Origin of the sequence: Mycobacterium seoulense (genome assembly GCF_010731595.1) — a bacterium.
Lineage (GTDB): Bacteria > Actinomycetota > Actinomycetes > Mycobacteriales > Mycobacteriaceae > Mycobacterium > Mycobacterium seoulense.
The window spans coordinates 62,934-88,941 of sequence record NZ_AP022582.1 but is presented as its reverse complement, the minus strand read 5'-3'; the positions used below and the strand labels follow the sequence as shown (position 1 = coordinate 88,941).

Sequence of the window (26,008 nt, the reverse complement as noted above, 5' to 3'; positions counted from 1 at the left end):
CCCACCACGATGCATCTGGGATTGTCAACGAGATTGGCGATCCGATTTGACGACGCGGTGGCCCGCACCCGGGCGGCCCTGGCGGAGCAGGGATTCGGGGTGCTGACCGAAATCGACGTCACGGCGACACTGCGCGCTCAGCTCGGCGTGGACATCGAGGATTATCTGATCCTCGGCGCCTGCGATCCGGCTGCGGCGCATCGCGCTATCAGTGTGGATCGAGAGATCGGGCTGCTACTGCCGTGCAACGTGTTGGTGCGCGCCGACCCGGGAGCCGCGGAGACCGTGATCGTCGAGGCGATGGATCCCCGGCTCCTGGTCGAGGTGACCGGCGAGCCGGCCCTGATCACCATCGCCGCCGAGGTCACCGAGCAACTGCGCGCTGCGATCGCTTCCCTGACCGGAAGCGATTGATCTCGGCGGCCACCATGGCGGCCAGGATCGGCACGGCCGCGGCGACCCGAGGGGTCAGCCCGGCGCCCTGGCCGGTGTCCGCCGCCTCGACGGCGAAGACCACGACGGCGTCGGGCGCCCGCCCGAGCGCGTGAGCCAACGCGTGGGTACGGCCGATGTCGATGCTGTGCGAGCTCAATCCCTCGCGCTGGTCGGGCAGCTCGGCCAACTCATAGCGATGGATGCGCCCCGGAGTGGCCGGGGAGGCGTGCGCCGCGTCGATGACCACGGCCAGCCCCGCGCCCGTCCAGGCCTCGAGAAGACCGGTCGGATCCGCGATGCCGGTTGTCACAACGACATTCGGCCAGGAGAGCCCTTCCAGCGCGGTGGCGGCGGCAACACCCACGCCGTCGTCGCGCCGGTAGCTGTTGCCGAGTCCGATCACGGCGACCGGTCGGTCATCCTCGGTCATTCTCGCTGCACCGTCAGCTTCAGGAAGTGCGCCGAGCAGGAAATGCAGGGATCGTAACTGCGAATCACCCGCTCGCACAGGTCCGTCAGGGCGGCATCGTCAAGGGCGAGGTTGTCGGACACCACCCGGGCGAGATCCGCTTCAATGGCGGCCTGGTTCTGCGACGTCGGGGGGATCATCGTCGCCGCGGACACCAGCCCCTCGTCGTCGATCTGGTAGCTGTGATACAGCAGCCCCCGGGGCGCCTCGCTGGCGCCGTGCCCGATCCCGGGGCGGGCCGGCACGTCCACGAAGGGCCGCGCCGGCCGCTCGTAGGAGTCGATGATCCGCAGCGCCTCCTCGATCGCGTAGACGACCTCTACGGCGCGAACGATGATGCTGCGGAACGGGTTTCGGCATTGGTCCGAGAGCCCGGCCGTCGCGGCGGCCTGGGCCGCGATCGGTGAGAGCGCCGCCGAGTTCAGGCTGTAGCGCGCCAGGGGGCCGGTGAGGTAGCAGCCGCCGTCGAGGGTCGCGTGCAGCGCGGTGGAGTGCGGCACCTGCGACTCCACGACGTGCGCAGTGAAGTCTTCCACCGGGAACGACGGCCCGGCGCTGCGCGCGATGACGCCGTTTTCGATCGGGTACTGGCCGCCTTGACTCAGCGCGAGCATCTCGTGGTCGAGTTCGAGATCGGGGAAGTCGAACCCGGCCACCCACTCGACCGTCGCCACAGCGTCGTCGAGCGCGCGGCGCAACTGCTCGGCCACCGGCGCGAACTGCGAGCGGGCCGGGACCGAGTAGAACCCGCCTAGGCGCACGTTGATGGGGTGGATCGCCCGCCCGCCCACGAAGTCCATCAACCGGTTTCCGGCCTTCTTCAACCGCAGCCCGCGCTCGACGACGTCGCGCTCGTCGCGGGCCATCGCGATCGCGTCGGGGTAGCCGAGGAAGTCCGGCGCGTGCAGCAGGTAGATGTGCAGCATGTGGCTGTGGATCCACTCGCCGCAGTACAGCAGCCGGCGCAGCGCGACCAGTTCGGGATCGATCTCGACGCCGCAAGCGCTTTCGATCGCGTTGCAGGCGCTCACCTGGTAGGCGACGGGGCAGATGCCGCAGACCCGGGCGGTCAGGTCGGGCGGCTCGGTGTAGGAACGGCCGCGCAGGAACGCCTCGAAAAACCGTGGTGGCTCATAGATGTTCAGCTCGACGCTGTCCAGTTCGCCGTCCTTGAGCCTCACGTGCAGTGCGCCCTCGCCTTCCACCCGCGTCAGCGTGCCGACGCTCAGCGTGCGGTTCTCCGGATTCACTGCTTGGCCCGTTCTTCCGTAAACGTGGCGACGTTGAACGTCGAGAACACCCGGTCGACGTCGCCGTCGGACATCCCGTCGCGGCGCAGCAGCGGGATCAGTGTCCCGATCTGCGGCGTCGCCGCCGGGCCGAAACAGCCGTAGCAGCCACGACGATGACTGGGGCACAACGCCCCACAGCCGGCGTGGGTGACCGGCCCCAGGCACGGGGTGCCGTCGGCGACCACGACGCACGTCACCCCGCGCATTTTGCACTCGGTGCACACCGTCTTGGCCGGCAGCCGCGGTTTGCGCCCGATCAGCAGCGCGGCGAGCGTGTCCAGCAGCTGGCCGCGGTCGATCGGGCAGCCCGGCACCTGGTAATCGACCTTGACGTGCGCGGCCGCCGGGGTGGAGGTCGCCAGCGTGTCGATGTAGTCGGGCCGGGCGTAGACCAGGGAGGCGAACTCCTCGACGTCGGCGAAGTTGCGCAGCGCCTGCACTCCCCCGGCCGTCGCGCACGCGCCGATGGTGACCAGAACCTTGGACTGCTCGCGGATTTCGCGGATCCGCTGCTCGTCGTGATGAGTGGTGATGGAGCCTTCGACTAGCGACACGTCGTAGGGTCCGCCGACCATCGAGCTCGACGCTTCGGCGAATGTGGCGATCTGCACCTGGTCAGCCAGGGTCAGCAGCTCGTCCTCGCAGTCGAGCAGCGTCAGCTGGCAACCGTCGCAGGAGGCGAACTTCCACACGGCCAGGGTGGGGACCATTACAGCTCCTTGACTGCCAGTAGCGGGCGGGCGACGTCGTAACCGACGACGGGCCCGTCGCGACACACCAGCAACTGGCCCAGCTGGCAGTGGCCGCAGGTTCCGATCCCGCATTGCATGTTGCGCTCCAGCGATACCCGAATATCTTTGGCGGCCAGGCCTTTGCCCAACAACGCCTCCGCGGCGAACCGCAGCATCGGCTCCGGGCCGCACAGAAACGCCGTGGTGCGGTCGGTGTTCAGCGCGAGTCGCTTCAGTGGCTCGGTCACCAGGCCGACTTCGCCGCGCCAGCCGTGGACCGGGACGTCGACGGTCAGGTGCAGCTCGATCTGCGGGTCGGCGGACCACTTCTCGAGCTGGGCGGCGAACACGAAGTCCTCGCGCGAACGCGCGCCCGCGATCAGGATCAGCTTGCCGTAACGGGATCGGCCCGCCAGCGCCCCCAGTATCGCCGGGCGCAGGGGGCACAACCCGACGCCACCGGCGACCATGACCAGATCTCGCCCGGCGGCTTCCTCCAGCCCCCAGGTGGTGCCGAACGGGCCCCGCACCCCGATGATGGCGCCCGGCTGCGCGTCGTGCAGGGCGCGGCTCACCGCCCCGACCGCGCGGATGGTGTGCGTGATCGAGCCGTCGGTGACCGTGGGGTCGCCGCTGATCGATATCGCCGCCTCGCCGATGCCGAAGGCGTAGAGCATCATGAACTCCCCGGGCTGCGGGGTGCGCAGGACATCGCCGAGCGGTTCGAGGCACAGCGTCGCCGAATCGGGGCTTTCCACGACGCGGCTGCGTACCCGGTAGGGGTTGGGCGCCATCGAGGACGGTGGTGCGCCGTCAGTCATCGCGGGCCATCTTGTTCATCTCTTCGGTGATGTCGATCCCGGTGGGACACCAGGCGATGCAGCGCCCGCAGCCGACACAGCCGGACATGTCGAACTGGTCGTGCCAGGTGCCCAGCTTGTGGGTGATCCAGTGCCGGTAGCGCGATTCCGGGGACTGGCGCACGCTGCCTCCGCCGTGCACGTAGGTGAAGTCGAACTCGTAGCACGACGCCCAGTGCTGCCAGCGCTCGGCATGCTCGCCGGTCAGGTCGCTGACGTCTTCGGTGCTGGTGCAGTAGCAGGTGGGGCACACCATCGTGCAGTTGCCGCACGTCAGGCAGCGACTGGCGACCTCCTCCCACTGCGGCGACTCGCGCGAACGTAGCAGCAGGTCGCGCAGGTCGGTATCCGGCATCTGGCGGCCCATCCGCTGCGAAGCGGCCTGCACGGCGGCGTGCGCCGAACCGATCTCCGCATCCTCGGCGACCCGATGGGGAACGGCCGCAAGGACGTCGGCACCCTCTTCGGTGCCGACCTCGACCACGTAGGTCACACCGTCTGCGTCGGGCCGCTCGGTCAGGGACAAGTCGTATCCCGGCCCGGCCGCGGGGCCGGTGCCCATCGAGGCGCAGAAGCACAGGCCGCCCGGCTCCGTGCAATTCACCGCGACCACGAAGATCTGCCGATGCCGGCGGACGAAGGAGTTGTCGGGGAACTCGCCGCGGCCGAGGACGCGGTCGAGCGTCGCGATCGCGGCCAGGTCGCACCCGCGCACTCCCAGGAATGCGTACCGCGGAACCTCCTCGTCGGAATCGGCGGTGCTGAACCCGTCCCGGCCGCCGGACCACAGCCGGCGCCGCGGCGGGTGCAGGAACTGCTTCCAGGACTGGGGCCCCGACGAGTGCCCGAATGCCGCGTCGTCGTCGCGCCGGCGCACCCGGTAATGCCCGGGGGCCACGTCGACGCCCCATCCCCGCGGCAGGTCCGCGGCGGAGTCCAGTTGGTCGAGGACGATGGCGTCGTCCCGCAACGTCGGACCGATGACGCGGTATCCGCGCTCGATCAGGACCTCGACAAGGCGGTGCAGCCCGACTGCGTCCAACGTTGCGGCACCGGAATTTTCGCCGTATCGGCTCATCGCCACATCATCCGCCAGTTCGACTGTGCTGTATAGGGCTTGACAACGGGGCCGCCGGCTACCAGGCCTCGGCGAGCAGTTCGATGTCGCGCTCCCACAGGGCGTCGCGAGCTCGATCCAGCGCCGACCGGACGATGGCCAGGAGTGCCGCCATCGCCATGGTCATTCCCAGCGCCGTCACCACGGCCACGCCGACCGCCTCCGCGGCGGCGAGCCAGGCCGGGGTGGGTGCGACCACCGGTTCGCCGTCCCGGTCCACCCAGATTTCGACGGTCCCGCCCGCCCTGGCGGGTTCGGTGAGGTCCAGTGTTCCGCTGCGCTCGCCGTTGCGTCCCGGCCACTTCGCCTGCACGACGGTCACGCCCAAGTCCTCGACCCGGGAGTCGGCGACCGTTGCCGTGACGCGGTGCCGATCGTGCGCCTCTTGTGTGTAGACCCGCTCCCGCGCGCCGTAGGTCACCGCGCCGACCACACCGGCGACGGGGACGGCGATCAGGCTCACGACCAGCGCGACCAGGACGGCCAGCGCTTCGATGCGGTCCGTGCGACGAAGCAACGGGTTACGGCCGAAAACGCGAGCGACCTGCCAACGGCGTGGGTCCCAAGTGAATGTCGTCTCCATCGTGTCCTTTGCGCCGCAACCGTTTCCGTGAATTCGCCGTCTCAGCCGGCGGCCTGGTGCTGATGGTCGACCGTCCACTCGACGAAGTCGGCGAGCGGACGCCGCGGTGTCGCCGGTAAGGGGTCGGCGTTGATCGGTGCCCAACCCACCCGGAGCAGCATCTGCGGACAGCTGCTGTCGCCGAAGATGTCGGATTGCACCTCGGCGCGCGTTCCGGGCGTCTCCAACGGTTCGGTGACCGGGCAACTCACCAGCCCCAGCGACGTCGCGGTGAGCAGCACGACGCTGGTCGCCTCACCGGCACGCAGCTGGGCCAGGCGGTCGTCGTTGCGGGTCCCCAATGCCAGGACGACGGCGTTGTCGTCGGCCGATGACGAGTCGGGCGGCATCGGCAGCACGGGGCCGGCGAAGAACCGACCCGGGATCTTCGCGGCCTGATCCGGCACGGGCGTGTTGCGGGCGGGAACGCCGGCCACCGACGCGTAGCGGCCACTCCACGCCGTGAGCTCGGCGAGATAGTCCTGGTTCAGGTGCTCCTGGACGGATTGGGCGACGATCGTCCGAAGCTTGTCGAGGTCTTCGACCTGACAGAGCGTCACCCCACTGCGAGCCGCCCGCGCCGCCATCAGGGCGACGTCACCCACCTGCACCGGCCAGGAGCTGTAGTAACGCCGGTCCGTGCGCCGCCGCGGAATCGCCGCGGCCAGCGCAATGTCGACGGAGTCGGCGCGGTGCGGCGAAACTTCGATCGCCGCAAGGTGCGTGGGGTCGGCCGGATTCGGGAACCGGGTCACCTTGGAAAGCCACCCGACCGCCGCCAGCGCGACGACGCAGTGATGCAGGGCCGCACCGCAACTCAACATCAGGTCCCGGCCGTCCGGGTCGATGTGGGGCAGTCGCCGGCTCTCGTCGGAGTAGAGGTGCAGACTCGCCGCGTCCACCCGCCACCGCCAGGGTTGGGAGTTGTGCACCGAGGGTGCCCGGGATGCCAAACTCAAGACCGTCCGGACCGTGCCGGCATCCGGAAATCGGGTGTTCATGGCGGTCGTTCCCTTCGACGTTGCTGAGTCTTCTTTACGATCGCGGATTGCTGCCGGCGCTACGAGAGCCTGACGGCTCTAGCTCGAGGGACTTTGGGCCAATACCGCGGGCTACGCGGCAGCCGAGATGGCCACGTCAACGGATAGCTGATCGCCGATGGCATAGGCCAGCGACCAGTCGCCGACACGGGCTGCCCGTGCCAGCTCGTCGACCAGGGGGCTGTGGGCGCCCAGCTCGGCCAGCCATGCCGACACGATGGGTGCGATTTCGTGAGCGGGCACCCGGACGGTGCGTCCGCAGTGCAGGCGATCGGTAACGCGGAACATCGTCGCGACCGGCACGACTCGCAGGTGGTGGCGTCGTGTTGCAAACCTCATGACGGCCTCCTCGATCGAGCTTGGAATCCATTCGACCACTCCCCCGCTTCGGGCAGCAGGGCCGAACGCAACGGGCGGCAAGTGCTTCAGTCGTGCTTTCGAGGATTCGGAGGTCCCGCGGCGGAAGGGCCTTTGGTCACTTGGTTGCGCGACGCGACCGCACCCGCGATCGAGGTGGCAGCGATGGTCAGCAAGGCGCCGAACATCAACGCCGACGCTTCGCCGGCCACCAGCAGGTGTTCCTCGGCACCGATGGTGGCGGCGGCCACCGGCACACCGAGTTGCGCCGCCGAGAGCACCGCCAGGGTGAACGGTTGACCGAGCAACCTGCCCGCGCAGTGCGCGAGCACGGCTCCGAGCCCCAGGCCCGCGCCGAGCAGGATGAGTTTCGGATGCGAACCCAGCTCCCGTACCTGCAGTGAGGCGCCCAGCCAGACGAAGAAGAGCGGGCTGAAGAACCCCTCGGTGATGCCGAACAGCTGACGTGCCAGCCGCCGCGGTTCACCGACCTTGGCGAATACCAGGCCGACCGCGAAGCCCGCCAGCATGACGGACACGTGCGTGCTCACGGCCAGCGCCGCCAGGGCGAACAGCACGAGGAGGTTGGTCCGCAATTCCAGCGCGAACCGGCGGTTCTCGGAGAAGACGTGCATGCGGCGGCGCCAGCCCCTGACGTTGGAGACGCGCAGCAGCACGTACAGCATCACGGCGCATGCCGCGACCGCCAGCGCGCCCAATGCGGCGGCGGGTGCATGCCGCAGGTCAATCACCAACGGCAGCAGGACGATACAGGCGGCGTCGGCGATGGCGATCTGGGCGGTCACGGCGATCACCTGCGGCCCCCCCAACCGCAGGGAATCGATCACCGGCAGTGCCAGCGCCGCCGACGACGAGGCCATCAGGACCGCGTACATCGCCGCGTGGCCGGTTCCGAAGACCGCCGCCAGCGCGGCACCGAGCGCCACCGCGACGGCGCCGGCCAGCGCCGCCCGCGCCAGCGCCCGCGGTAGCGACGAGCGCAGCGCCCCGGCGCCGACCGGGACATGGGAGCCCACCACGAACATGACCAGCGCGAAGCCGACGTTGGCGAGCAGCTGGAACGTCGGGTTGGTGTAATCGAGGACGCCCAAGCCGGTACGGCCGACGACCAGGCCGGCGGTCAGCTCACCGATGATCACCGGTATCCGTAGGCGCGGCAGCGCGGCCAACAGCGGACCGGCCAAGCCGATGGCGGTCAGCAGCGCCAGGGTGTGGAAGCCGAACCCCGGCACGTCAGCGGTCCCTCGGCGCCAGCACGAAGACATTCTGCATTCTTCGCGCCGCAGTTCTAGGGATTGATCGTGTTATCCCCGACCTGGCGGCCCCAGACGTACTCGATCGCATACGGCGATCCGGTGTCGAGGTGGTTGTACGGCGCGATGCTGTTCCCGGTGTCCATCACCAATTCCGGTGCGGGCCAAAGGTGACGGGTGATGGGCTGCCAGCAACCCGGCGCACCGCCCGGCCCGCCGCGCGCGTTCACCCGCGGCAGGTTCTCCGGGTAGGTGTAGGGGTTCGGCGCGCCGCCGACCACGCCGGCCAAGCCGCCGACCAGGCTGGCCAGGGTGGCCACCGCCGACACGGGGTTGGCCAGCAACCCCAGCCCCGACAGCGCCTCGGTGTTCATGTTCAGCGAATAGCCGTTGAAACCGCCTTCGGACGCACCGGTCAGGGGCACCACGTCGTGGTAGTTGCGCAGCGTGCAATAGATCGCCGGGCTGTAGGTGTCCAGCAGCTGGGCGGTCGGGACCAGGTCTTGCGCGCCGCGCGCCAGGTACGGTCCGCCCCTGTTGAAGATGTCGGCGCCGGTGTTGCCGAACCCGGCCGCCGACAACAACGCCTCGTCCAGATCCTTCTGCTGCGCGTTGATGGTCCGCGAGGTGATCACCGCGTTGTTCAGGAAATCGAACAAATCGGGCGCCGCGTTGGCGTAGGTGTCGCCCAGCCCGGCCAGCTGCTGGATGTCGTGACGCGCCTGCGGCAGCTGCGGGTTGACGTCATCGAGCACCGCGTTGGCGTTGACCACCGACTGGCCGAATTTGTCGCCCAACCCGGTCAGCGCTTGGGCCGCCGCGCTCAGGGTCAGGTTCAGCTTGACCGGATCCACCTTCTCGTTGATGGACACGATGGTCTGGAACAGGGTGTTGATCTCGGTGGTCACCGACCGCGCGTCGATCACGGTGCGCGCGTTGAGCTTCTGCGGCGACGGGTGTTCCGGCGCGGTCAGCGACACGTACTTGCCGCCGAACACGGTGGTCGCCTTGATGTCGGCGTTCACGTTGGACGGAATCAGCGACAGATACCGCGGATACACCTCCAGCGTGAACTTGGCGGCGGGCTTGCCGTCGCGCACCACCTCGGAGATGTTGCCCACCCGGCCGATCTCGACCCCGTTGTAAGTCACCTTCGAGCCCGGATCCATCACCAGCCCGGCCCGCGACGCCAGCATCGTCAGCTCCGTCTTGGCAGTGAAACCCCCGCGGAACTGCACATACACCAGCGTGAAAACGATGGCCAGGACCACCAGGACGGCGACGGCGATCCACCGGTACGGCGGGAGGCGCTGGGAATTGACCTGCACCGGGGAAGACGTGGTCACCAGTGCCCCTCACCTCTGCGCCGCGTCCCGGTGCCGCGGCGAAACCTATCCCCTGCGAGGGGCTCTGTACACACATCCAATAACGAACGCCACAGGAATGTACCTTGACCGCCGCCACTCGTGCGAACCGGCGTTCGCAGAATCGCGAGTCGCCGCACCCGGACGTGCAGACCGGTGGCCACACGCGGAATTGGCGGTACACCAATCCAATCGGCGCGGAAGCTCGACCGTGATCGGCGGGCGCCGCGACGGCGATCCGATCGCCTAACCGACCGCGCTCCCGCTACGCAGCACCGGCGTCTTCTGCACGGCAAGCGCGGTACGCCGCCGGAGGAATTGCTCGAAGTACTCGTGGCGGTCGGGCTGCAGAATTCCGCTCATCAGCAGGGTCCAGCACTTCTGCAGGTCGTACAAGAATCGCTGCGGGTCGTCCAGGCTGCTCGTCTTTCGGAGCCCCATGTGCACGGACAACATCATCCGTCCCAGGCCCTCGGGGGCACAGCCTTCGGAGATGTCGCCCTCACCGATGGCTTGCTCGACGACTGCGGCCAAGGCTTTGATCCACTGGCCGAACAAAATCCGATGCCGCCCTTCCGATTGCCCCACCGACTCGATCAGGTTCAACGCCGCCCTGAACAGATCCGACCTGATGTCCTGCACGGCCACCAGAAACGAGAAGTCGATGAGGGTCTCCAAGCCGGACAGCCCCCGCGTCAGCAGGTCTTGCACGGAGTCGGTCGCCGCGGCGGTCTGCTCGTCGATGACCGCGAGCGCCAACGCGTATTTCGAGTTGAAATGGAAATACAGCGCACCTTTGGTCAGCCGGGCCTCGGCGAGAATGTCGTCGAGACCGACCTCGTGATAGGGCCGCCGCGCGAACTGATGCGCGGCGGCCCGAATGATCTGGCGCCGAGTCGTGTCGGCCGAGGGGCTCGCCACGGCTAAGTTATTCCGCCGGGCAACGCCACGACCGGCTGAAATACCGACAAGTCCCCTCCCACCCAGCTAGAACCCAAGCGATTCAACGGTAACCGCTGACGCCGCAGGTTAGCGAGGTGTCCACCCCTACTTTTCATCTCACTACCCGAACGGGTGGCGGCAGTTGAGCCGACTCTCGGTGGTTCTGGCCACATTGCGTTAGCGTCGTCGGCGTGACTCTCAAAGACATCCCACTGGCCACCCTCGATGGCCGGCCCACCACGCTGGCCGAATTGTCCGACGGCGCAACGCTGGTCGTGAACGTGGCCTCCAAGTGCGGACTGACCCCGCAGTACACGGCGCTGGAGAAACTGGCGAAGGACTATGGTGACCGCGGCCTCACGGTCGTCGGCGTCCCCTGCAACCAGTTCATGGGCCAGGAGCCGGGCACGGCCCAGGAGATCGGAGAGTTCTGTTCGACGACCTACGGGGTGACGTTCCCGCTGCTGGCGAAGACCGACGTCAACGGCGCCGACCGGCACCCGCTCTACGCCGAGCTGACCAAAGCCGCCGATTCCGCCGGCGAGGCGGGAGACATCCAGTGGAACTTCGAGAAGTTCCTCATCGCACCCGGCGGTGAGGTGGTTCACCGATTTCGGCCCCGCACCGAGCCCGACGCCCCGGAGGTCATCAGCGCCATCGAGGCCGTGCTGCCCCGCTAGGCGGGCACGAAAACAGCCCCCACAGTAGTTCCGGGCCGCCGTTCTACCTGGTAGCGGGGGCAGGATTTTCCTCATGGGAGCCGGGTAACTCGTTATGAGAGTCGCCTTCCCGCGCCGGTAATGCCAAGCGATTCAACGGTAGCCGCTGAGGGCACTCGGCTTAGCGTCGCGCCCTGGAGTGGGCTCCGCCCGGGTGGTCGTCGAGTTGAACGAGCCCTCCACACCGGGCGATGTTCTCGCCCAAGGCGTTTCGACGCGTCACTCGCCCTGATCGCGCGGCGAAACATGCGGACAGCCTCGCAGGGCGACCCAAGAACGGCTCAACCACGTTGAGCCCCGCCTGGCCTGCGAAAACGAGGCGTAGGTCATGTCCGATAAAGGCCCTTCGGCTCTACGCGAGCCACCGTCCAGCCGACATTGTTGCAAGGAACTCAGATCGGAGGTCGAGGGTGGGATCTATTGGTGACCTGCGAAAACGGCTGTGCGCGCCAATGCTGATCACCGCGTTCCGGGACATGCAGTGGCGCCTGCGACGCTTCATCATCGCGGCCGTCGGCACCGGAATGGTATTTGCGCTGACCCTCATCCTGACCGGGCTGACGCACGGTTTTCGTGTCGAGGCGCAGCGTGTGGTCGACTCGATGGGCATTGACACCTACCTCATCCAGACGGGCGCAGTGGGTCCGTTCATGGGTTCATCGAGGTTCCCGGAGGCGGAAGTACAGGCGATCGCACGGCTCCCGGGCGTCGCATCGGCGATCCCGGTGGTCTATGGCAACACGATCCTGCAAGATCGGCGCTCGCCGCAAAACGTGAACGTCTACGGCGTGCCCGACCAAGCGATGCCGCCGATCGTTGCGGGGCGGGCACCGTCGAATCCCGGTGAAGTCGCCATGTCGAACACGCTGGGGCGACCCGTTGGTGGCGACGTCGAGATGGGTTCGGAGATGCTGCGGATCGTCGGGCTGGTCGACAAGTCGACCACGCTCGCAGGCCAACCCAATGCGTTTCTGACCGTTGCGGGGGCGCAGCGGTTGATGTTTTCCGCGCAGCCGGTGGTCTCCGCCATCGGTGTGCGCGGCACACTCGCCCAAATACCCTCCGGCTATCGCGCCGCGGACCGCCGCGCTGCGATCGACGACATGGTCCGCCCGCTGCACGGGGCTCGCCTGGCGATGTTCTACATGGCAATTCTGCTGTGGGGAGTGGCGGCGATGATCGTGGGATCGCTGATCTATCTCTCCGCGCTGGAGCGCACCCGCGACTTCGCGGTGTTCAAAGCCCTCGGCGTCCCCAGCCACTCGGTGCTCACCGGGCTCGCGCTACAGGCAGTGCTCGTCGCGTTGGTCGCCGCGGTCCTCGGTGGGCTGCTGGCGGTGGTGCTCGGCCCGCTGTTTCCGATGCTCGTGGTGGTGACCACCTCGACCTTCCTGTCGTTGGTGGCGACCGCGGTGGTGATCGGTCTGCTGGCGAGCTTGGCCGGCGTGCGGCGCGCGGTGGCGGTCGACCCGGCGCTGGCGTTCGGAGGGTCATAGTCGTGGGTGATCTGCGCATCGACGATCTCGTCGTCGAGTACTCCAACGGTGGGCAGCCGCTCCGCGTCATCGACGGTCTGGACCTGGAAGTCAAGGCCGGATCTCTGGTGATCGTGTTGGGCCCCAGTGGGTGCGGGAAGAGTTCATTGCTGTCGTGTATCGGCGGCATCCTCAGCCCAACCGGCGGGCGCATCCTGGTCGGCGACATCGACGTCACGACGCTGGACCGTCGCAGGCTGACCACTTACCGGCGCAGCACCGTGGGCATCATCTTTCAATCATTCAACCTGGTGGCAAGCCTCACCGCACTGGAGAACGTGATGGTGCCGCTGTGGGCGGCCGGGTGGTCGCGGCGCGCGGCGCGCGAACGCGCCGAGGAATTGCTGACTCGCGTCGGTCTGCGCGAACGCATGACACACCGGCCCGGCGACCTCAGCGGCGGTGAGCGCGAACGGGTTGCGGTGGCCCGCGCGATCGCGCTGGACCCGCCGCTGATCTTGGCCGACGAACCCACGGCCCACTTGGACCAAGTCCAGGTGCAAGGGGTGCTGCGGTTGCTCCGGGAGTTGGCCAGCGGTGAGCGCATCGTCGTGGTCGCCACCCACGACACGCGGATCCTGCCGTTCGCCGACCACGTGGTCAGGCTGCTGCCGGATGTCACCGCGACCGACTCCGAGCCCGAAACCGTCTGTCTGCCACGCGGTTCGGAGCTGTTCGAGCAAGGCAGCATTGGGGACCTGATCTACGTCGTCGCCGACGGCGAACTGGAAGTCGTCCGCGAATCGGCGAGCGGGACGCAGGATCTGGTCAAGGTCGCCACCGCCGGCGACTACGTCGGCGAGCTCGAGCCGTTGTTCCAGATGGCCCGCTCGGCGACGGTGCGTGCACGCACGGACGCGATCGTGACCTGCTACACCGTGGAGGGATTCCACGGATTTCTCGAGACCAACTCCGAGGGCGCCGGCATCGAAAGCCCCAAAAGCGGTGTGAGGCAGGGAAATGGCGAAACCAACCACCCCCACGACGGGGCAATGCTGATGACACGAGTCCGCAAAACGGGTGGCCGGGCCAAGGCCGACGGGGGAAGCGAGACCGGCGTCGCCGGCAAAAGCGATGCCGAGCGTGCGCGCGTCGAATCGGGTTGGAAAATGGCGGATTACCCGCCGCTCACCGCGCCGACGCTGGTCGGGCAGTTGCAGCAGCGGGCCGCACGCTACCGGGACAAGCTCGCGTTCACCTACTCTCGCGATGGCGAGGAGAAAGACGTCAGCCGGCTGAGCTATCAGCAACTGGATGCCCACGCTCGACAAATCGCGTCGACCCTGCAGAGCCTGGGCGCCACCGGCGAGCGCGTCCTGGTCCTGTGCCCGCCGGGCCTGGACTTCGTCGCCGGCTTGTTCGGGTGTCTTTACGCCGGAGCCATCGCCGTACCGATGCATCCACCGGTACGCGATCACCTCGTCCCGCGCGTCGAGGCGATCATCGCGGACGCGCAACCCGGCTTCGCCCTGTCCACCACCGAGATCCACGCGAGGATCCAGCCCACGGTGGACGGTCTGGTCAGGGGGCGTCCGTTGCGCTGGGCCGTCACCGACACGGCCGGCGACGACCGGCCGTGGATTCCACCAGACATCGACGCCGGCGCAATCGCCATGGTGCAGTACACCTCGGGCTCCACGGCCACACCGAAAGGCGTTGTGCTCTCGCACGGCAACCTGGTCCACAATCTGGAAACCATTCGGCGGACGTGGAAGGCGGGATTCGACGCGAACGCCCACGGTGTGTTCTGGCTGCCGCCCTACCACGACATGGGTCTCATCGGCGGTATCCTCGAGACCCTCTATGTTGGGGGGACTTCCGCCCTCATGCCGCCGGGCGCGTTCATCAAGCGCCCCATGCGGTGGCTGGAAGCGATGTCGAGGCACCGCGCCGTGATCACCGCCGCCCCCAACTTCTCCTACGACCTCTGCGTCGAACTCAGTACCCCCGAAGAGCGTGCGGCGCTCGATCTGTCCAGCTGGTCGATTGCCATGTGCGGTGCGGAGCCGGTGCGTGGCGCGACCCTGCGGGGTTTCGCCGAGGCGTTCGCCCCGGCCGGTTTTCGGCCGGAGGCGTTCTATCCGGTGTATGGGTTGGCGGAGGCGACGCTGCTGGTCTCCGGCGGGTCGGACGCCCAGGTACCGTTGGTTCGGCACATCGATCGCATCGCACTGCGCGAACGCCGGGTCGCGGAGGTCACTGCGGAAAACCCCAGCGCTACAACGCTTGTCGGTTGCGGTCGGCCCCAAGGTGGCCAGCAGGTCGTCATCGTCGACCCCGAGACCCGGCGGCCGTGCGGGGCCGACGAGGTCGGCGAGATCTGGGTCGCCGGGCCGAGCGTTGCACAGGGTTACTGGCAAAAGCCCGAACAGACCGAAGCGGCATTCTCAGCGCACCTTGCGGGCACCGGGGACGGCCCGTTCCTCCGTACCGGGGACCTGGGATTCTTACAGTCCGGGGAGCTGTTCGTCACGGGACGCCGCAAGGATCTGATCATCATCCGCGGCAGCAACCATTACCCCGAGGACATTGAGCTGACCGTGCAGGCCTGTCACCCGGCACTGCTGCGCGGCCGGGGTGCGGTCTTCTCAATCGCTCCCGGACCCGACGCCGCCGAGCAGCTCGTCGTCGTGCAGGAGGTGAGCCACCAACAGCTCGGTGCGGGCGAACTCAACGAAATCGTCGACGCGATCCGGACCGCGATCACCGAGCACCACGAGGTTCAGGTAGACGCCGTTATCCTCTTGGCGCCGTTGCGGATTCCGACGACGTCCAGCGGCAAGGTCCAGCGGTCCGCCTGCCGGCAGCAGTTCCTCGACGGCCAGCTCGAGGCGGTCGCGCAATGGCGCGCACCGCGGCTCGAGATCCATCCCACGGCCGCTTCGCCGGAACACGCCGGGCGCAGTGCCGCGGAACTCGCGGACTGGTTCGTCTCCCAGCTCTCCAGTGAACTCGGCATCCCCGCAACGGATATCGACCCATCCCGTCCATTCGCCTACTACGGCCTCGATTCCGTCCATGCCATCCGGCTGACCGCCGCATTGGAATCCTGGCTCGGACGCGAACTTTCGCCCACACTCCCCTACGAGTACCCCACGATCGACCTGCTCTCCCGCCATCTGGCCGAGGAGGTCCCCGCCAGCGACCGCACCGCCGCACCGGCCGGTGACGGCGGTGGCGCACGCGCCGCGGACGAGCCGATCGCCATCATCGGCATCGGCTGCCGTTTTCCGGGCGCCGACGGGCCGTCGGCCTTCTGGCGGGAACTCTCGGACGGCGTGGACGCGATCAGCGAGATACCGCCGGACCGCTGGGACGCCGACGCCTTCTACGACGCGGACCCGTCCGTGCCGGGCACCTCGGTCACCCGGCGGGCCGGTTTCGTGCCCGGGATCGACAAGTTCGACTTCGGATTCTTCGGCATCTCGCCGAGGGAGTCGGCGCAAATGGACCCCCAGCAGCGCCTGATCCTCGAAGTGGCTTGGGAGGCATTGGAAGACGCCGGGCAGGTGCCGGAGCGGCTTGCCGGTAGCGACACCGGCGTATTCGTCGGCATCTCCACCACCGACTACGCAAATCTGCGGGCCGGCCAACTGCAGCTCGTCGACGCCTACACCGGTACCGGAAACGCGTTGAGCATCGCCGCCAACCGGCTGTCCTACTTCTACGACTTCCACGGACCGAGCATGGCCATCGACACCGCCTGCTCGTCGTCGTTGGTCGCCGTGCACCTGGCCTGCCGCAGCTTGCGGGACGGCGAGTGCTCGCTGGCCTTGGCCGGAGGCGTGAACGTCATCCTGTCGCCGGCGCTCATGATCAACTTCACCAAGGCCAGGCTGATGGCGCCCGACGGCCGCTCCAAGACTTTCGACGCCGGCGCGGATGGCTACGTCCGCGGTGAAGGTGCCGGGATCGTGGTCCTCAAACCACTCAGTCGGGCGCTGGCCGACAACGACCCGATCTATGCGGTGATCCGTGGCACCGCGATCAACCAGGATGGCCGGACGAACGGGCTGATCGCACCCAGCCGGCAATCGCAGGAGGCGGTGCTGGCCGCGGCCTACCGCCGCGCCGGTCTGTCGCCCGGCACCGCCCAATACGTCGAGGCGCACGGCACCGGAACGTTCCTCGGTGACGCGATCGAGGCGAACGCGCTGGGCACCGTCCTGGCAGACGGCCGTCCGCCAAACAGCCCGTGCCTGATCGGCTCGGTCAAGACCAACATCGGCCACCTGGAGGCGGCGGCCGGGGTGGCCGGGCTCATCAAGGTAGCGTTGGCGTTGCAGCACAAGATGATTCCGCCGAGTCTGAACTTCGTCGAGCCCAACCCCGAGATCCCCTTCGACGACCTGCCGATGCGGGTGGCGCGAACCCTCACCCCGTGGCCGGCAAATGGCGGGCGCGCGGTCGCCAGCGTCAGCTCGTTCGGTATGGGTGGCACCAACGCGCACGCCGTGCTCACCGAAGCCCCGCAGGTTCGGACCGCGGCCGAACCCGGCACGACAGCACCGGACCGCGCCGAGTTGCTGCCGCTTTCCGCGCACTCCCCCGAGGCCCTGGCCGCACTGGCCGACCGGTACGAGTCGGCGCTGGCATCCGGGGTGGGGCTGGCCGACCTGTGCTACACGGCCGGTGCCCGTCGCGGCCACTACGAGCATCGGTTGTCCGTGGTCGCAGACTCCCCCACCGCGATGTCGGAGTCCCTGGGCGCCTACCGGCGCGGGCAGTCGCGGCCCGGGTTATCCGTCGGACAGTGCCGTACCGGCCAGCGACCCAGAGTGGTGTTCGCCTTCCCCGGCCAGGGCTCACAGTGGCGCGGCATGGGGCGGCGACTGCAAGCCGAGGAGCCGGTGTTCCGCGACGCCTTGGCGGCGTGCGACCGCGCGCTCCAGCCCCACCTCGGCCAATCAATGCTCACGCTGCTGGCCGAGGAAGAGGAATTCACCGACATCAGCCTGATCCAACCCGCGATCTTCGCCATGCAGGTCGCGCTGGCCGCTCTATGGCGCTCATGGGGGGTCGAGCCCACCGCGGTGGTGGGGCACAGCATGGGTGAGGTGGCGGCGGCGCACGTCGCCGGTGCGCTGAGCCTCGAAGACGCCGCGCGGGTGATCCACTTCCGTGCGCTCATGCTCCGCACGGTGCGCGGCCGCGGAACCATGATGGCGGCGGAGCTCAGCCTCGCCGAGGCGCAGGAGCTCATCGCCGGCCAGGAACGCAAGGTCTCGATCGCCGCCAGCAACAGCCACCGATCGACGGTGCTGTCCGGGGACCAAAAGGTTTTGGCCAAGCTGATGGCGGTGCTGCAGCAGCGCGACCGGTTCTGCCGGTGGGTCGACGTCGACGTAGCCGCCCACAGCCCGCAGATGGACGCGTTGGCTCCCGCCCTGCGCGGCGGGCTCGCCGGACTGCGGCCGACCGCACCGGCGATACCCATTTACTCCACGGTGACCGGCGATCTGCTCACCGACCGCCTGGCCGACCCCGATTACTGGGCGGAGAATTTGCGTTCGCCCGTGCATTTCTCGCCCGCACTGCGCCGGCTGCTCGAGGGCGGGCATGACGCTGTCATCGAGATCAGCCCGCACCCCGTTCTCTTGACCTCGATCCGGGAGGACGCCCAGGATCTGGGGCGGAGTTGCGCCGCGCTGCCGTCAATGCGGCGTGACGACGGGGGACGGGCGACGGCGCTGACATCGCTCGGCACCCTCTACACCCTCGGCCAGCCGGTCACCTGGGAAGCGGTGTACCCCCCGGGCAGCCACTACGTGACCGCACCGACGTACCCGTGGCAGCGCGTCCATTCCTGGCTGGACGTCGGGCCGATCACCCCGAACGGCTCCGGCCCGCTGCCGCAGGCCCCCGGCGCGACCGAGGTCGCGGGCCTGCGCGATCGGATGTATCGGCTGCGCTGGCAGCCCACATCCAGCGCGGCGGAGCGGAACGGGTCGAGCCGGCCGGACGGAGCAGGCAGCTGGCTCATCCTGGGCGACGGCGGGGCTGCAGCGGACACCCTCCGGACGCACCTCGAATCGCATTCTCAACGGTGCGTGCTGGCCCAGCCGGCACCGACCGGCGGAGGCTTCGAGCGTCTTACCCCGGACAGTTACCGCCTTGACCCCGCGCGGCCCGAACACTTCAAACAGCTGCTCGAAGACGCCTTCACCGACGACGGGCCGCCGTGCCGCGGGGTGGTGCACCTGTGGGACCTGCTGGCCGCGCCACCGGCCGACACGTCGCTCGAATCGCTGGATTCGGCAACCACTTTGGGCCCGGTGAGCGTCGTGCATCTGGTGCAAGCGCTGGCGGGGGCCGGTTGGTCGGCGTCGCCGCGGCTGTGGCTGGTGACGCGGGCGGCGCAGGTGACCGATGCCTCGGAGGCCGAAACCGTGTCGATCGCGCAGGCTCCGGTATGGGGAATGGCCCGCACGATCGACCATGAGCACCCGGAACTGGGCTGCACCTGTGTCGACCTGTCCGCCGCCGGCGGTCCGGAAGATCTCGAAGCCCTGTTCCGCGAGGTGTGGGCCGATGACCGCGACGGCGACGTGGCGCTCCGTGGCGGCCACCGCTATGTCGAGCGGCTGACCCGATACGACGAGCCGGAGCCCAACGAGACCGCGTCCTTCAAGGAAGACGCCACCTATCTGGTCACCGGCGGGCTCGGTGCGCTGGGACTCGTGGTGGCCGCATGGATGGCCGAGCACGGTGCCCGGCACCTGGTTCTGATGGGACGTGGCGGCGCCTCGGCGGAGGCGCAAAAGGCGCTGGACGGCCTGCGCGCGGAGGGCACCGAGGTGACCGTCGCGCAGGGCGACGTCGCCGAAGCCGACGATGTTGCGGCCATGCTCGAGTCGATCGCCGAGTCGATGCCACCCTTGCGCGGGGTGGTGCATGCGGCGGGGATCACCGACGACGCCATTCTGCAACGCCTCGACGCGCGCAAACTCCGCAAAGTCATGGCGCCCAAGGTTCAAGGCGCCTGGAACCTGCACACGCTGACCAGAGACGCGGAACTCGACTTCTTCGTGCTGTTCTCGTCGGCCGCTTCCTTGCTGGGCCCGCCCGGGGCGGCGAACTACGCGGCAGCAAACGCCTTCCTGGACGCGATGGCATGGCACCGCCGCGCCGAAGGCCTCCCGGCGTTGAGCGTCAACTGGGGGCCATGGGCCGAGCTCGGCTTCTTCAGCAGGTCTGAGCTGCAGGGCTACTTCGCCCAGTACGGCGTGTCGGCCATGCCCGCTGCCGACAGCCTCCGGGCGCTGTCGTCCTTGCTGGCGCGGTCGGCGACGCAGGCGGTGGTCCTCGACATCGACTGGTCGAGATGGCAACCCGACGTGCAGCCGCCGCTGCTCGCGGAGCTTGGCGTCGCACCCTCGGGTGACAAGCCGCAAGGCGGGACCGCGCCCGGGCCGGGAAGTGGACTTTACGACGCGCTGCAGGGCGCAACACCGGAGGAGCGCCAACGGCTGCTCGAGTCCTACCTGTGCGAGCTCGCCGCCGGCAAACTCGGTCTGGCGCCGGCGAACCTGGACAAACAGACACCGCTGAACAGCCTCGGCGTCGACTCGCTCATCACGGTGGAGTTGCGTATGCAGGTCGAACGCGACCTGGGCGTCGTCGTGCCGGTCACCCGGCTGCTGGAGGGACCCAGCGTGGCCGGTCTCGCCGAATGGCTTCGTGAACATCTGCCTGCGGTAGCGGCGGGCGCACCCGCGACGCCGCCCGACGGGGCGGCGCCGCAGCAGGCCGCCCCGGAGCGCACGACCTCGCAGCGAACGGACGGCGCGCCGTCACGCGGGATCGACCTGCTCACCCGTGTGCCTGAGCTTTCCGACGATGCCGTGGACGAACTGCTCCAGCAGGTCTTGGACGAGAGGGACACCCCGCGAGAACTCGCCGTGAAGGACGGCGGCGATGACTGATAAGTCCATCGACATCTCCGGTCTGTCTCCCGAGAAAAAGCGCGCGCTGCTGTCCCAGCTGCTGATGGCGGAAGCCGAGCAATCGGCCTCGGCGCATCCGATGTCGTACGGACAGCGATCCATGTGGTTCATCCACAAACTCGCACCGGCCAGCGCCGCCTACAACGTCACGTATGCCGGGCGGATCAGCGGCGAGCTCGATGTGCCGGCGCTGGAACGCGCGGCCCAGGCACTCGTCGACCGGCATCCGACGCTTCGGACCACGTACGCCGAGCGCGACGGGCAACCGGTCCAACTCGTTCATCCGCACTGGCCGGTGCGCATCGCAAGGCACCATCTCGGTTCCGGTGAGCCCGGGGTCGACGAGTGGATCCGCCGGGAGACCGACCGTCCTTTCGACCTGTACACCGGCCCGGTGCTGCGGCTGACGCTGCTGGAGCGCACCCCCGAGGAACATGTATTGCTCTTGGGTTTGCATCACATCGCCGTCGACTTCTGGTCCATCGACGTCATTCTCGACGAGCTGCGCCTGCTCTACGCCGCCGAGCACGGTGCGGCCCCACCCCCGCCGCCCGCGGAAAGCTTCGTCGACTACGCCGACCAGCAGGCCCGCATGCTCGCGGGTGCCGAAGGAGACGACCTCTGGACCTATTGGCGTGAGCAGTTGGCCGGCGAACTCCCGGTCCTCCAACTGCCCACCGACCGACCGCGACCGGCCGTCCAGACCTACCCCGGCACCGTGCACCGGTTCACCGTCGACGACACGGTGACGGCCGGGATCATTCAACTGGGCCGACGCGTGGGTGCGACTCCCTACATGACGCTGCTGGCGGCCTACGCCGCGTTGCTGCACCGCTACAGCGGACAGGGCGAGGTGGTCATCGGCTCACCTTTCGCGTGCCGCGACCGGGTCGTGCTGGAGGATCTGGTCGGCTACCTCACCAATCCGGTCGCCCTGCGCGCCGACCTGCACGACGACCCGACGTTCATGGCCCTGCTCGGCCGCATCAAGGACACCGTGCAGGGCGCCCTCGAACACCAGGACTATCCCTTCGCGCTGCTCGTCGAGCGGCTTCGGCCGGTGCGCGACCCGCGCCGCACGCCACTGTTCCAGGTCTCGTTCGCCTGGGAACAGACGCGCCGCTTCTCCGACGACCCGGACCCGCAACGCGGGGGGCTGCCGCTCGAGACGCTTCATGTCGGGCAGGGTGGCGCGCCGTTCGACCTGATGATGGAGATAGGCGAACGCGACGGGAAGCTGTCCGGTGTCCTGCAGTACAACACCGACCTCTTCGAGGCCGGGACGATCGAGCGGCTGGCCGGGCACTTTGTCACGCTCCTCGCCGGTATCGTCGCCGATCCCGGCCGGCGGGTCTCGCAGCTGCCGCTGCTCACCGACGGGGAGCGCCGTCAGCAGCGCGCCTGGAATCAAACCGAGGCCGCCTATGACGCCCCGGCCTGCTTGCACGAGATGGTCGCGGCCACAGTCGTGCGCACCCCGGATGCCGTCGCGGTGACGTGTGGTGACCGCGAGTTGACCTATGCGGAGCTCGACCGCCGGGCCAACGGTCTCGCACACCGGCTGCGGCAGCTCGGCGTGGGCCCCGAGGTCGTCGTGCCCGTCCTGCTGGACCGCTCCGAGGACCTGGTGGTGGCGGTGCTGGGCGTCCTCAAGGCGGGTGGCGCCTTCATGCCGCTCGACTCGGCGCAGCCCGCGCAGCGCATGGCCACGATGCTGGACGACGTACCGCAAGCGCCGGTCTGCGTCACCCACCAGAGCAATCTGGTGCATCTGCCGCCCGGCTTCACCGGTCACCGGCTCTGCCTGGACCTGCCGTCGGCACCGTCGGGCGAGGACGCCGCCCCCACCGCCGAGACGTCACCGGCAAGCCTCGCCTACGTCATCCACACGTCCGGTTCCACGGGTAAGCCGAAGGGAACGCTCAACACTCACGCCGGGATCCGCAACCGGCTGTTGTGGATGCAGGACGCCTACCGGCTGACCCCCGAGGACCGGGTGCTGCACAAGACTCCGGTGAGCTTCGACCCATCCGTCTGGGAGCTCTTCTGGCCCCTGATCGTCGGCGCCCGGGTGGTCATAGCAAAACCCGAGGGCCACAAGGATGCCGCGTACCTGGTTCGGACCATCGTCGAACAGCGCGTCACCACAATGCATTTCGTGCCGTCGATGATGCGCCGGTTCCTCGCCGAGCCCGGGGTGGCCGGGTGCACCGCACTGCGCCAGGTGTTCTGCAGCGGCGAGGCGCTGCCGTACGACCTGCGCGACCACTTCCTGGCCACGCTGGACGCCGAGCTCTACAACCTCTACGGGCCCACCGAGGCGGCGATCGACGTCACCCACTTTCACTGCGCGCGAGGCGAATCCGGCACGCTGGTGCCGATCGGGCGACCGATCGCCAACATCCGCGCCTACATCCTGGACGCGCACCTGCAACCGGTGCCGGTCGGCGTGCCCGGCGAGCTGTACATCGGCGGCGTGGGGCTCGGCCGCGGCTACCTCAACCGGCCGGACCTGACCGCCGCCATCTTCGTGGCCGATCCTTTCGCGGAGCACCCGGGTGAGCGGCTCTACCGCACCGGCGACCTGACCAGGTATCTGCCCGACGGCAACATCGATTACCTGGGGCGCATCGACTTCCAGGTCAAGATCCACGGCTTCCGGATCGAGCCGGGCGAGGTGGAGGCAGCGCTGGCGCAACACCCCGCGGTGGCCGAGAACGCGGTGGTGATCAGAACCGACAGCCGCGGAAACCTCATCCTGGTCGCGCATGTCGTGCCGGCCGGCGGCGGCGCGCCGTCGACGGCGGAGTTGCGCCGCTTCCTGATTGACTTGCTTCCCGCCGCCATGGTGCCCGCGGTCTTCGAGGTGACGGACGCGCTGCCGCTCACGTCGAGCGGAAAGGTGGACCGCAAGGCCTTGATGGCAGCCGACAGCGCATCGGGACCGCAGGAGCCGGTGTTCGTGGCTCCGCGCACGCCCACCGAACAGGTTCTGGCCGAGATCTGGTGCGAGGTAATGGGTCTGGAACGGGTCGGCGTCAACGACGACTTCTTCGCCCTCGGCGGCGCCTCGACCCAGAGCCTGGAAGTGGCGGTCCGGGCGAACGCGGCGGGCCTGCCCCTGCGACCGGAGTCGATGTTCGTCTACGGCACGATCGCCGAGCTCGCCACCGAATACGGCCCGATCGCCGGCGAGGCAACGGATCGGCGCGATAGCCCCGCCGAGGCGGACCTGACGGCGCCCGCCCCTGCGAATCCGGTGCAAGCCACACCCGAGGATAAGCGAAACACGGTGATCGAAAGCCTCGGCGTGTACCTCCCGGCGCGAACGGTGTCGACCAAGACGGTCATGGCGGAGTGCGCCAACGAAATCCGCATACCACTGGAACGCCTGACCGGCATCAAGAACCGGCGGGTGGCCGGCCAGGACGAGTTCTCGATAGACCTTGCGCGGAAGGCGGCGGAGGACTGCCTCTCCCGGTCCAGCTATCGGCGCGAGGAGATCGACCTGATCATCGCCTGCAACATCTCCCGCTGCGACGGACTCGGCCACCGGTTCACCTTCGAGCCCAGCACCTCCTCGCGGCTGCGCGACCAATGCGGCCTCGTCAACGCATTGGCCTTCGACATCAGCAACGCCTGCGCCGGGATGTTCACCGGCATCACCGTGGCGGACGCATTCCTGCAGACCGGATTGGTTCGGAGCGCCATGGTGGTCAGCGGCGAATACATCAGCCACCTCACCGAGACCGCGCAAAAGGAAATCGAGGGGCCGATGGACCCCCGCCTTGCGTGCCTGACCCTCGGGGACGCCGGCGCGGCGGTGATCCTTGAGCGCGGGCCCAACAACCGGGTCGGCTTCCACGACATCGACATGACCACCCTCAGTCGCTACAGCAGACTGTGCATCGCCAAGGCGACCGAGGCCCCGCATGGCGGCGCGATCATGCTCACCGACTCCGTCACCCAGACCGCGATCGCAGTCAAGCACGCGGTGCCCTACGTCGCTGCGGTCATGCAACGGCACGGATGGCGCCCGGAGACCTGTGATCACCTCTTGATGCACCAGACGTCCGAGGCGTCACTCAACGACGCGGTCGTCGCCGTCAACCGGATGTTCGGACCAGGGGCAGCCCACCGGGGAAACACCATCTACAACGTGGCAGAGCGCGGGAACACCGCCACCACGACACACTTCGTCGCGCTGAACGACTACATCCTCAGCAACCGGATCAACTCCGGAGACAACGTGGTCTTTTCCATCACCGGTTCCGGACAGACCGTCGGTGCCGCGCTGTACACCTTCGACGACCTGCCCGACCGGATGCGCCGAGGCGCCGGCGGCCAGCACGGCCGCAGCATGCGGACCAGCGCCCGCAGAGATGTACCGGCGACGCCCCGCGTGCGCATCGGCAGCCTGGGCATCGCTCCCGCAGCGCAATCGACTGCTCCGAGCTCGATACAGTTCGCGGTTCAAGCGGCGACGGCGTGCCTTGACCAAAGCGGCCTTGATCGCGCGGCAGTCGGTCTGATCATTCACGCCGGCGTCTACCGGGACGACTTCCTCAGCGAACCGGCCGTTGCCTCGCTCGTCGCCGGCGAACTCGGCATCAACGGCGACGTGCAGTCGCCGGACGGTCCCAAGACCCTCGCCTTCGACGTCCTGGGCGGCGCAGTCGGCTTCCTGAACGCCTGCCACGTCGCCGCGGTGATGATCGGGGCGGGAAAGGTTGAACATGCGATGGTCGTGGCCTCGGAGATAGAAAACAACACCCCCGAAAGCGGCGATCCGCTAATTGGCATCAACCAGACCGGCTCGGCCGTTCTGGTCAGCCGAAGCGACGGCACGGAAGGCTTCGGCCGCTTCATCTTCGAGCAACACCCGGAGTACGGCGCGGCGCTTGCCACCTACACACAGGACCGCGACGGCCGGACCCGGCTGCAGGTCGACCGCGACCCCAACCTCGCCGACATCTATCTGAGCTGTATCCCCTCCGCGGCCAAGGAACTCTTGGCGTTGGAGGGACTTGACCCCTCCGACATCGCGGTCGTGTTGCCGCCGTATCTGTCACCGGCCGCGCTCGACGAGCTGGGCGCCCAGATCGGCATTCCGAGATCGCGATTCGTCGACCTCGCCGATGACGAGTCGGCCGCCGACCCGTTCACCTCGTCCCTGCCCTACGGGCTGGAACAAGCCCGGCGGCGCGGGCTGGTGCGGCCGGGCGACATCGCGCTGATCGTGACGGTCGGCTCGGGGGTCCAGGTCGGCTGCGCCACCTACCGCTTCTGACGCTGATGCTCCGGA

At 68.4% G+C, this 26,008-nt stretch carries 16 protein-coding genes; 5 read left to right on the top strand and 11 right to left on the bottom strand.

Features of this window, described 5'->3' with window-relative positions:
• Positions 1-9: 9 nt before the first annotated feature.
• Positions 10-414, top strand: a complete 405-nt coding sequence (locus tag G6N37_RS00405; protein WP_163684375.1) for a DUF302 domain-containing protein — start codon at positions 10-12, stop codon at positions 412-414.
• Here the strand turns inward: G6N37_RS00405 and G6N37_RS00400 are convergent.
• The 11 genes from G6N37_RS00400 to G6N37_RS00350 all read right to left on the bottom strand — a co-directional run bounded on the left by G6N37_RS00400 (position 365) and on the right by G6N37_RS00350 (position 10,482).
• Positions 365-865, bottom strand: a complete 501-nt coding sequence (locus G6N37_RS00400; protein WP_163674377.1) for a hydrogenase maturation protease — start codon at positions 863-865, stop codon at positions 365-367. The two genes, G6N37_RS00405 and G6N37_RS00400, sit on opposite strands and share 50 nt — an antisense overlap.
• Positions 862-2,154 (bottom strand): Ni/Fe hydrogenase subunit alpha, encoded by a 1,293-nt coding sequence (locus G6N37_RS00395; RefSeq protein WP_163674374.1) that lies wholly within the window; start codon positions 2,152-2,154, stop codon positions 862-864. Before G6N37_RS00395 ends, G6N37_RS00400 begins: the two co-directional genes overlap by 4 nt.
• Complete coding sequence (locus G6N37_RS00390) at positions 2,151-2,906, bottom strand: NADH-quinone oxidoreductase subunit B family protein (RefSeq protein WP_163674371.1); 756 nt, start codon at positions 2,904-2,906, stop codon at positions 2,151-2,153. Before G6N37_RS00390 ends, G6N37_RS00395 begins: the two co-directional genes overlap by 4 nt.
• A complete protein-coding gene (locus G6N37_RS00385) occupies positions 2,906-3,748 on the bottom strand; it encodes an FAD/NAD(P)-binding protein (RefSeq protein WP_163674368.1) in 843 nt (280 codons plus the stop codon). The genes G6N37_RS00390 and G6N37_RS00385 overlap by 1 nt, the downstream gene beginning before the upstream one ends.
• The gene (locus G6N37_RS00380) at positions 3,741-4,865 is read right to left on the bottom strand and encodes a 4Fe-4S dicluster domain-containing protein (RefSeq protein ID WP_163674365.1); all 1,125 of its coding nucleotides are present in this window, start codon (positions 4,863-4,865) and stop codon (positions 3,741-3,743) included. The genes G6N37_RS00385 and G6N37_RS00380 overlap by 8 nt, the downstream gene beginning before the upstream one ends.
• A gap of 58 nt (positions 4,866-4,923) precedes the next feature.
• Positions 4,924-5,487 carry an Rv1733c family protein gene (locus tag G6N37_RS00375; RefSeq protein WP_163674362.1) on the bottom strand — a complete coding sequence of 188 codons (564 nt, stop codon included), beginning with the start codon at positions 5,485-5,487 and terminating at the stop codon, positions 4,924-4,926.
• 41 nt (positions 5,488-5,528) lie between these two features.
• A complete protein-coding gene (locus G6N37_RS00370) occupies positions 5,529-6,527 on the bottom strand; it encodes an Acg family FMN-binding oxidoreductase (protein WP_163674359.1) in 999 nt (332 codons plus the stop codon).
• Between the two features lie 111 nt (positions 6,528-6,638).
• On the bottom strand, positions 6,639-6,905 hold the full coding sequence (locus G6N37_RS00365) for a hypothetical protein (RefSeq protein ID WP_163674356.1): 267 nt from the start codon (positions 6,903-6,905) through the stop codon (positions 6,639-6,641).
• An 86-nt stretch (positions 6,906-6,991) separates the two neighbouring features.
• Positions 6,992-8,209 (bottom strand): cation:proton antiporter, encoded by a 1,218-nt coding sequence (locus G6N37_RS00360; RefSeq protein ID WP_163674353.1) that lies wholly within the window; start codon positions 8,207-8,209, stop codon positions 6,992-6,994.
• Positions 8,210-8,232: 23 nt separating this feature from the next.
• Positions 8,233-9,525 (bottom strand): MCE family protein, encoded by a 1,293-nt coding sequence (locus G6N37_RS00355; RefSeq protein WP_163684373.1) that lies wholly within the window; start codon positions 9,523-9,525, stop codon positions 8,233-8,235.
• A 282-nt stretch (positions 9,526-9,807) separates the two neighbouring features.
• On the bottom strand, positions 9,808-10,482 hold the full coding sequence (locus G6N37_RS00350; RefSeq protein WP_163674349.1) for a TetR/AcrR family transcriptional regulator: 675 nt from the start codon (positions 10,480-10,482) through the stop codon (positions 9,808-9,810).
• Positions 10,483-10,694: 212 nt separating this feature from the next.
• Here G6N37_RS00350 and G6N37_RS00345 point away from each other — a divergent pair, with 212 nt between their 5' ends.
• From G6N37_RS00345 to G6N37_RS00330, 4 genes are all read left to right on the top strand, one after another.
• The gene (locus tag G6N37_RS00345; RefSeq protein WP_163674347.1) at positions 10,695-11,183 is read left to right on the top strand and encodes a glutathione peroxidase; all 489 of its coding nucleotides are present in this window, start codon (positions 10,695-10,697) and stop codon (positions 11,181-11,183) included.
• 491 nt (positions 11,184-11,674) lie between these two features.
• The gene (locus G6N37_RS00340; RefSeq protein WP_163674344.1) at positions 11,675-12,718 is read left to right on the top strand and encodes an ABC transporter permease; all 1,044 of its coding nucleotides are present in this window, start codon (positions 11,675-11,677) and stop codon (positions 12,716-12,718) included.
• A 2-nt stretch (positions 12,719-12,720) separates the two neighbouring features.
• Entirely contained in the window at positions 12,721-20,682 is a 7,962-nt protein-coding gene (locus G6N37_RS00335) for a type I polyketide synthase (RefSeq protein ID WP_163674340.1), read from the top strand.
• Positions 20,675-25,993, top strand: a complete 5,319-nt coding sequence (locus G6N37_RS00330) for a non-ribosomal peptide synthetase (protein ID WP_163674324.1) — start codon at positions 20,675-20,677, stop codon at positions 25,991-25,993. The genes G6N37_RS00335 and G6N37_RS00330 overlap by 8 nt, the downstream gene beginning before the upstream one ends.
• Positions 25,994-26,008: the final 15 nt, after the last annotated feature.

Excerpts from the sequence above, each read along its gene's own strand:
- G6N37_RS00385 (WP_163674368.1), bottom strand. The coding sequence starts at position 3,748 with ATGACTGACGGCGCACCACCGTCCTCGATGGCGCCCAACCCCTACCGG.
- G6N37_RS00400 (WP_163674377.1), bottom strand. The coding sequence starts at position 865 with ATGACCGAGGATGACCGACCGGTCGCCGTGATCGGACTCGGCAACAGC.
- G6N37_RS00390 (WP_163674371.1), bottom strand. The coding sequence starts at position 2,906 with ATGGTCCCCACCCTGGCCGTGTGGAAGTTCGCCTCCTGCGACGGTTGC.
- G6N37_RS00340 (WP_163674344.1), top strand. The coding sequence starts at position 11,675 with ATGCTGATCACCGCGTTCCGGGACATGCAGTGGCGCCTGCGACGCTTC.
- G6N37_RS00375 (WP_163674362.1), bottom strand. The coding sequence starts at position 5,487 with ATGGAGACGACATTCACTTGGGACCCACGCCGTTGGCAGGTCGCTCGC.
- G6N37_RS00330 (WP_163674324.1), top strand. The coding sequence starts at position 20,675 with ATGACTGATAAGTCCATCGACATCTCCGGTCTGTCTCCCGAGAAAAAG.
- G6N37_RS00380 (WP_163674365.1), bottom strand. The coding sequence starts at position 4,865 with ATGAGCCGATACGGCGAAAATTCCGGTGCCGCAACGTTGGACGCAGTC.
- G6N37_RS00365 (WP_163674356.1), bottom strand. The coding sequence starts at position 6,905 with ATGAGGTTTGCAACACGACGCCACCACCTGCGAGTCGTGCCGGTCGCG.
- G6N37_RS00360 (WP_163674353.1), bottom strand. The coding sequence starts at position 8,209 with ATGTCTTCGTGCTGGCGCCGAGGGACCGCTGACGTGCCGGGGTTCGGC.
- G6N37_RS00370 (WP_163674359.1), bottom strand. The coding sequence starts at position 6,527 with ATGAACACCCGATTTCCGGATGCCGGCACGGTCCGGACGGTCTTGAGT.
- G6N37_RS00405 (WP_163684375.1), top strand. The coding sequence starts at position 10 with ATGCATCTGGGATTGTCAACGAGATTGGCGATCCGATTTGACGACGCG.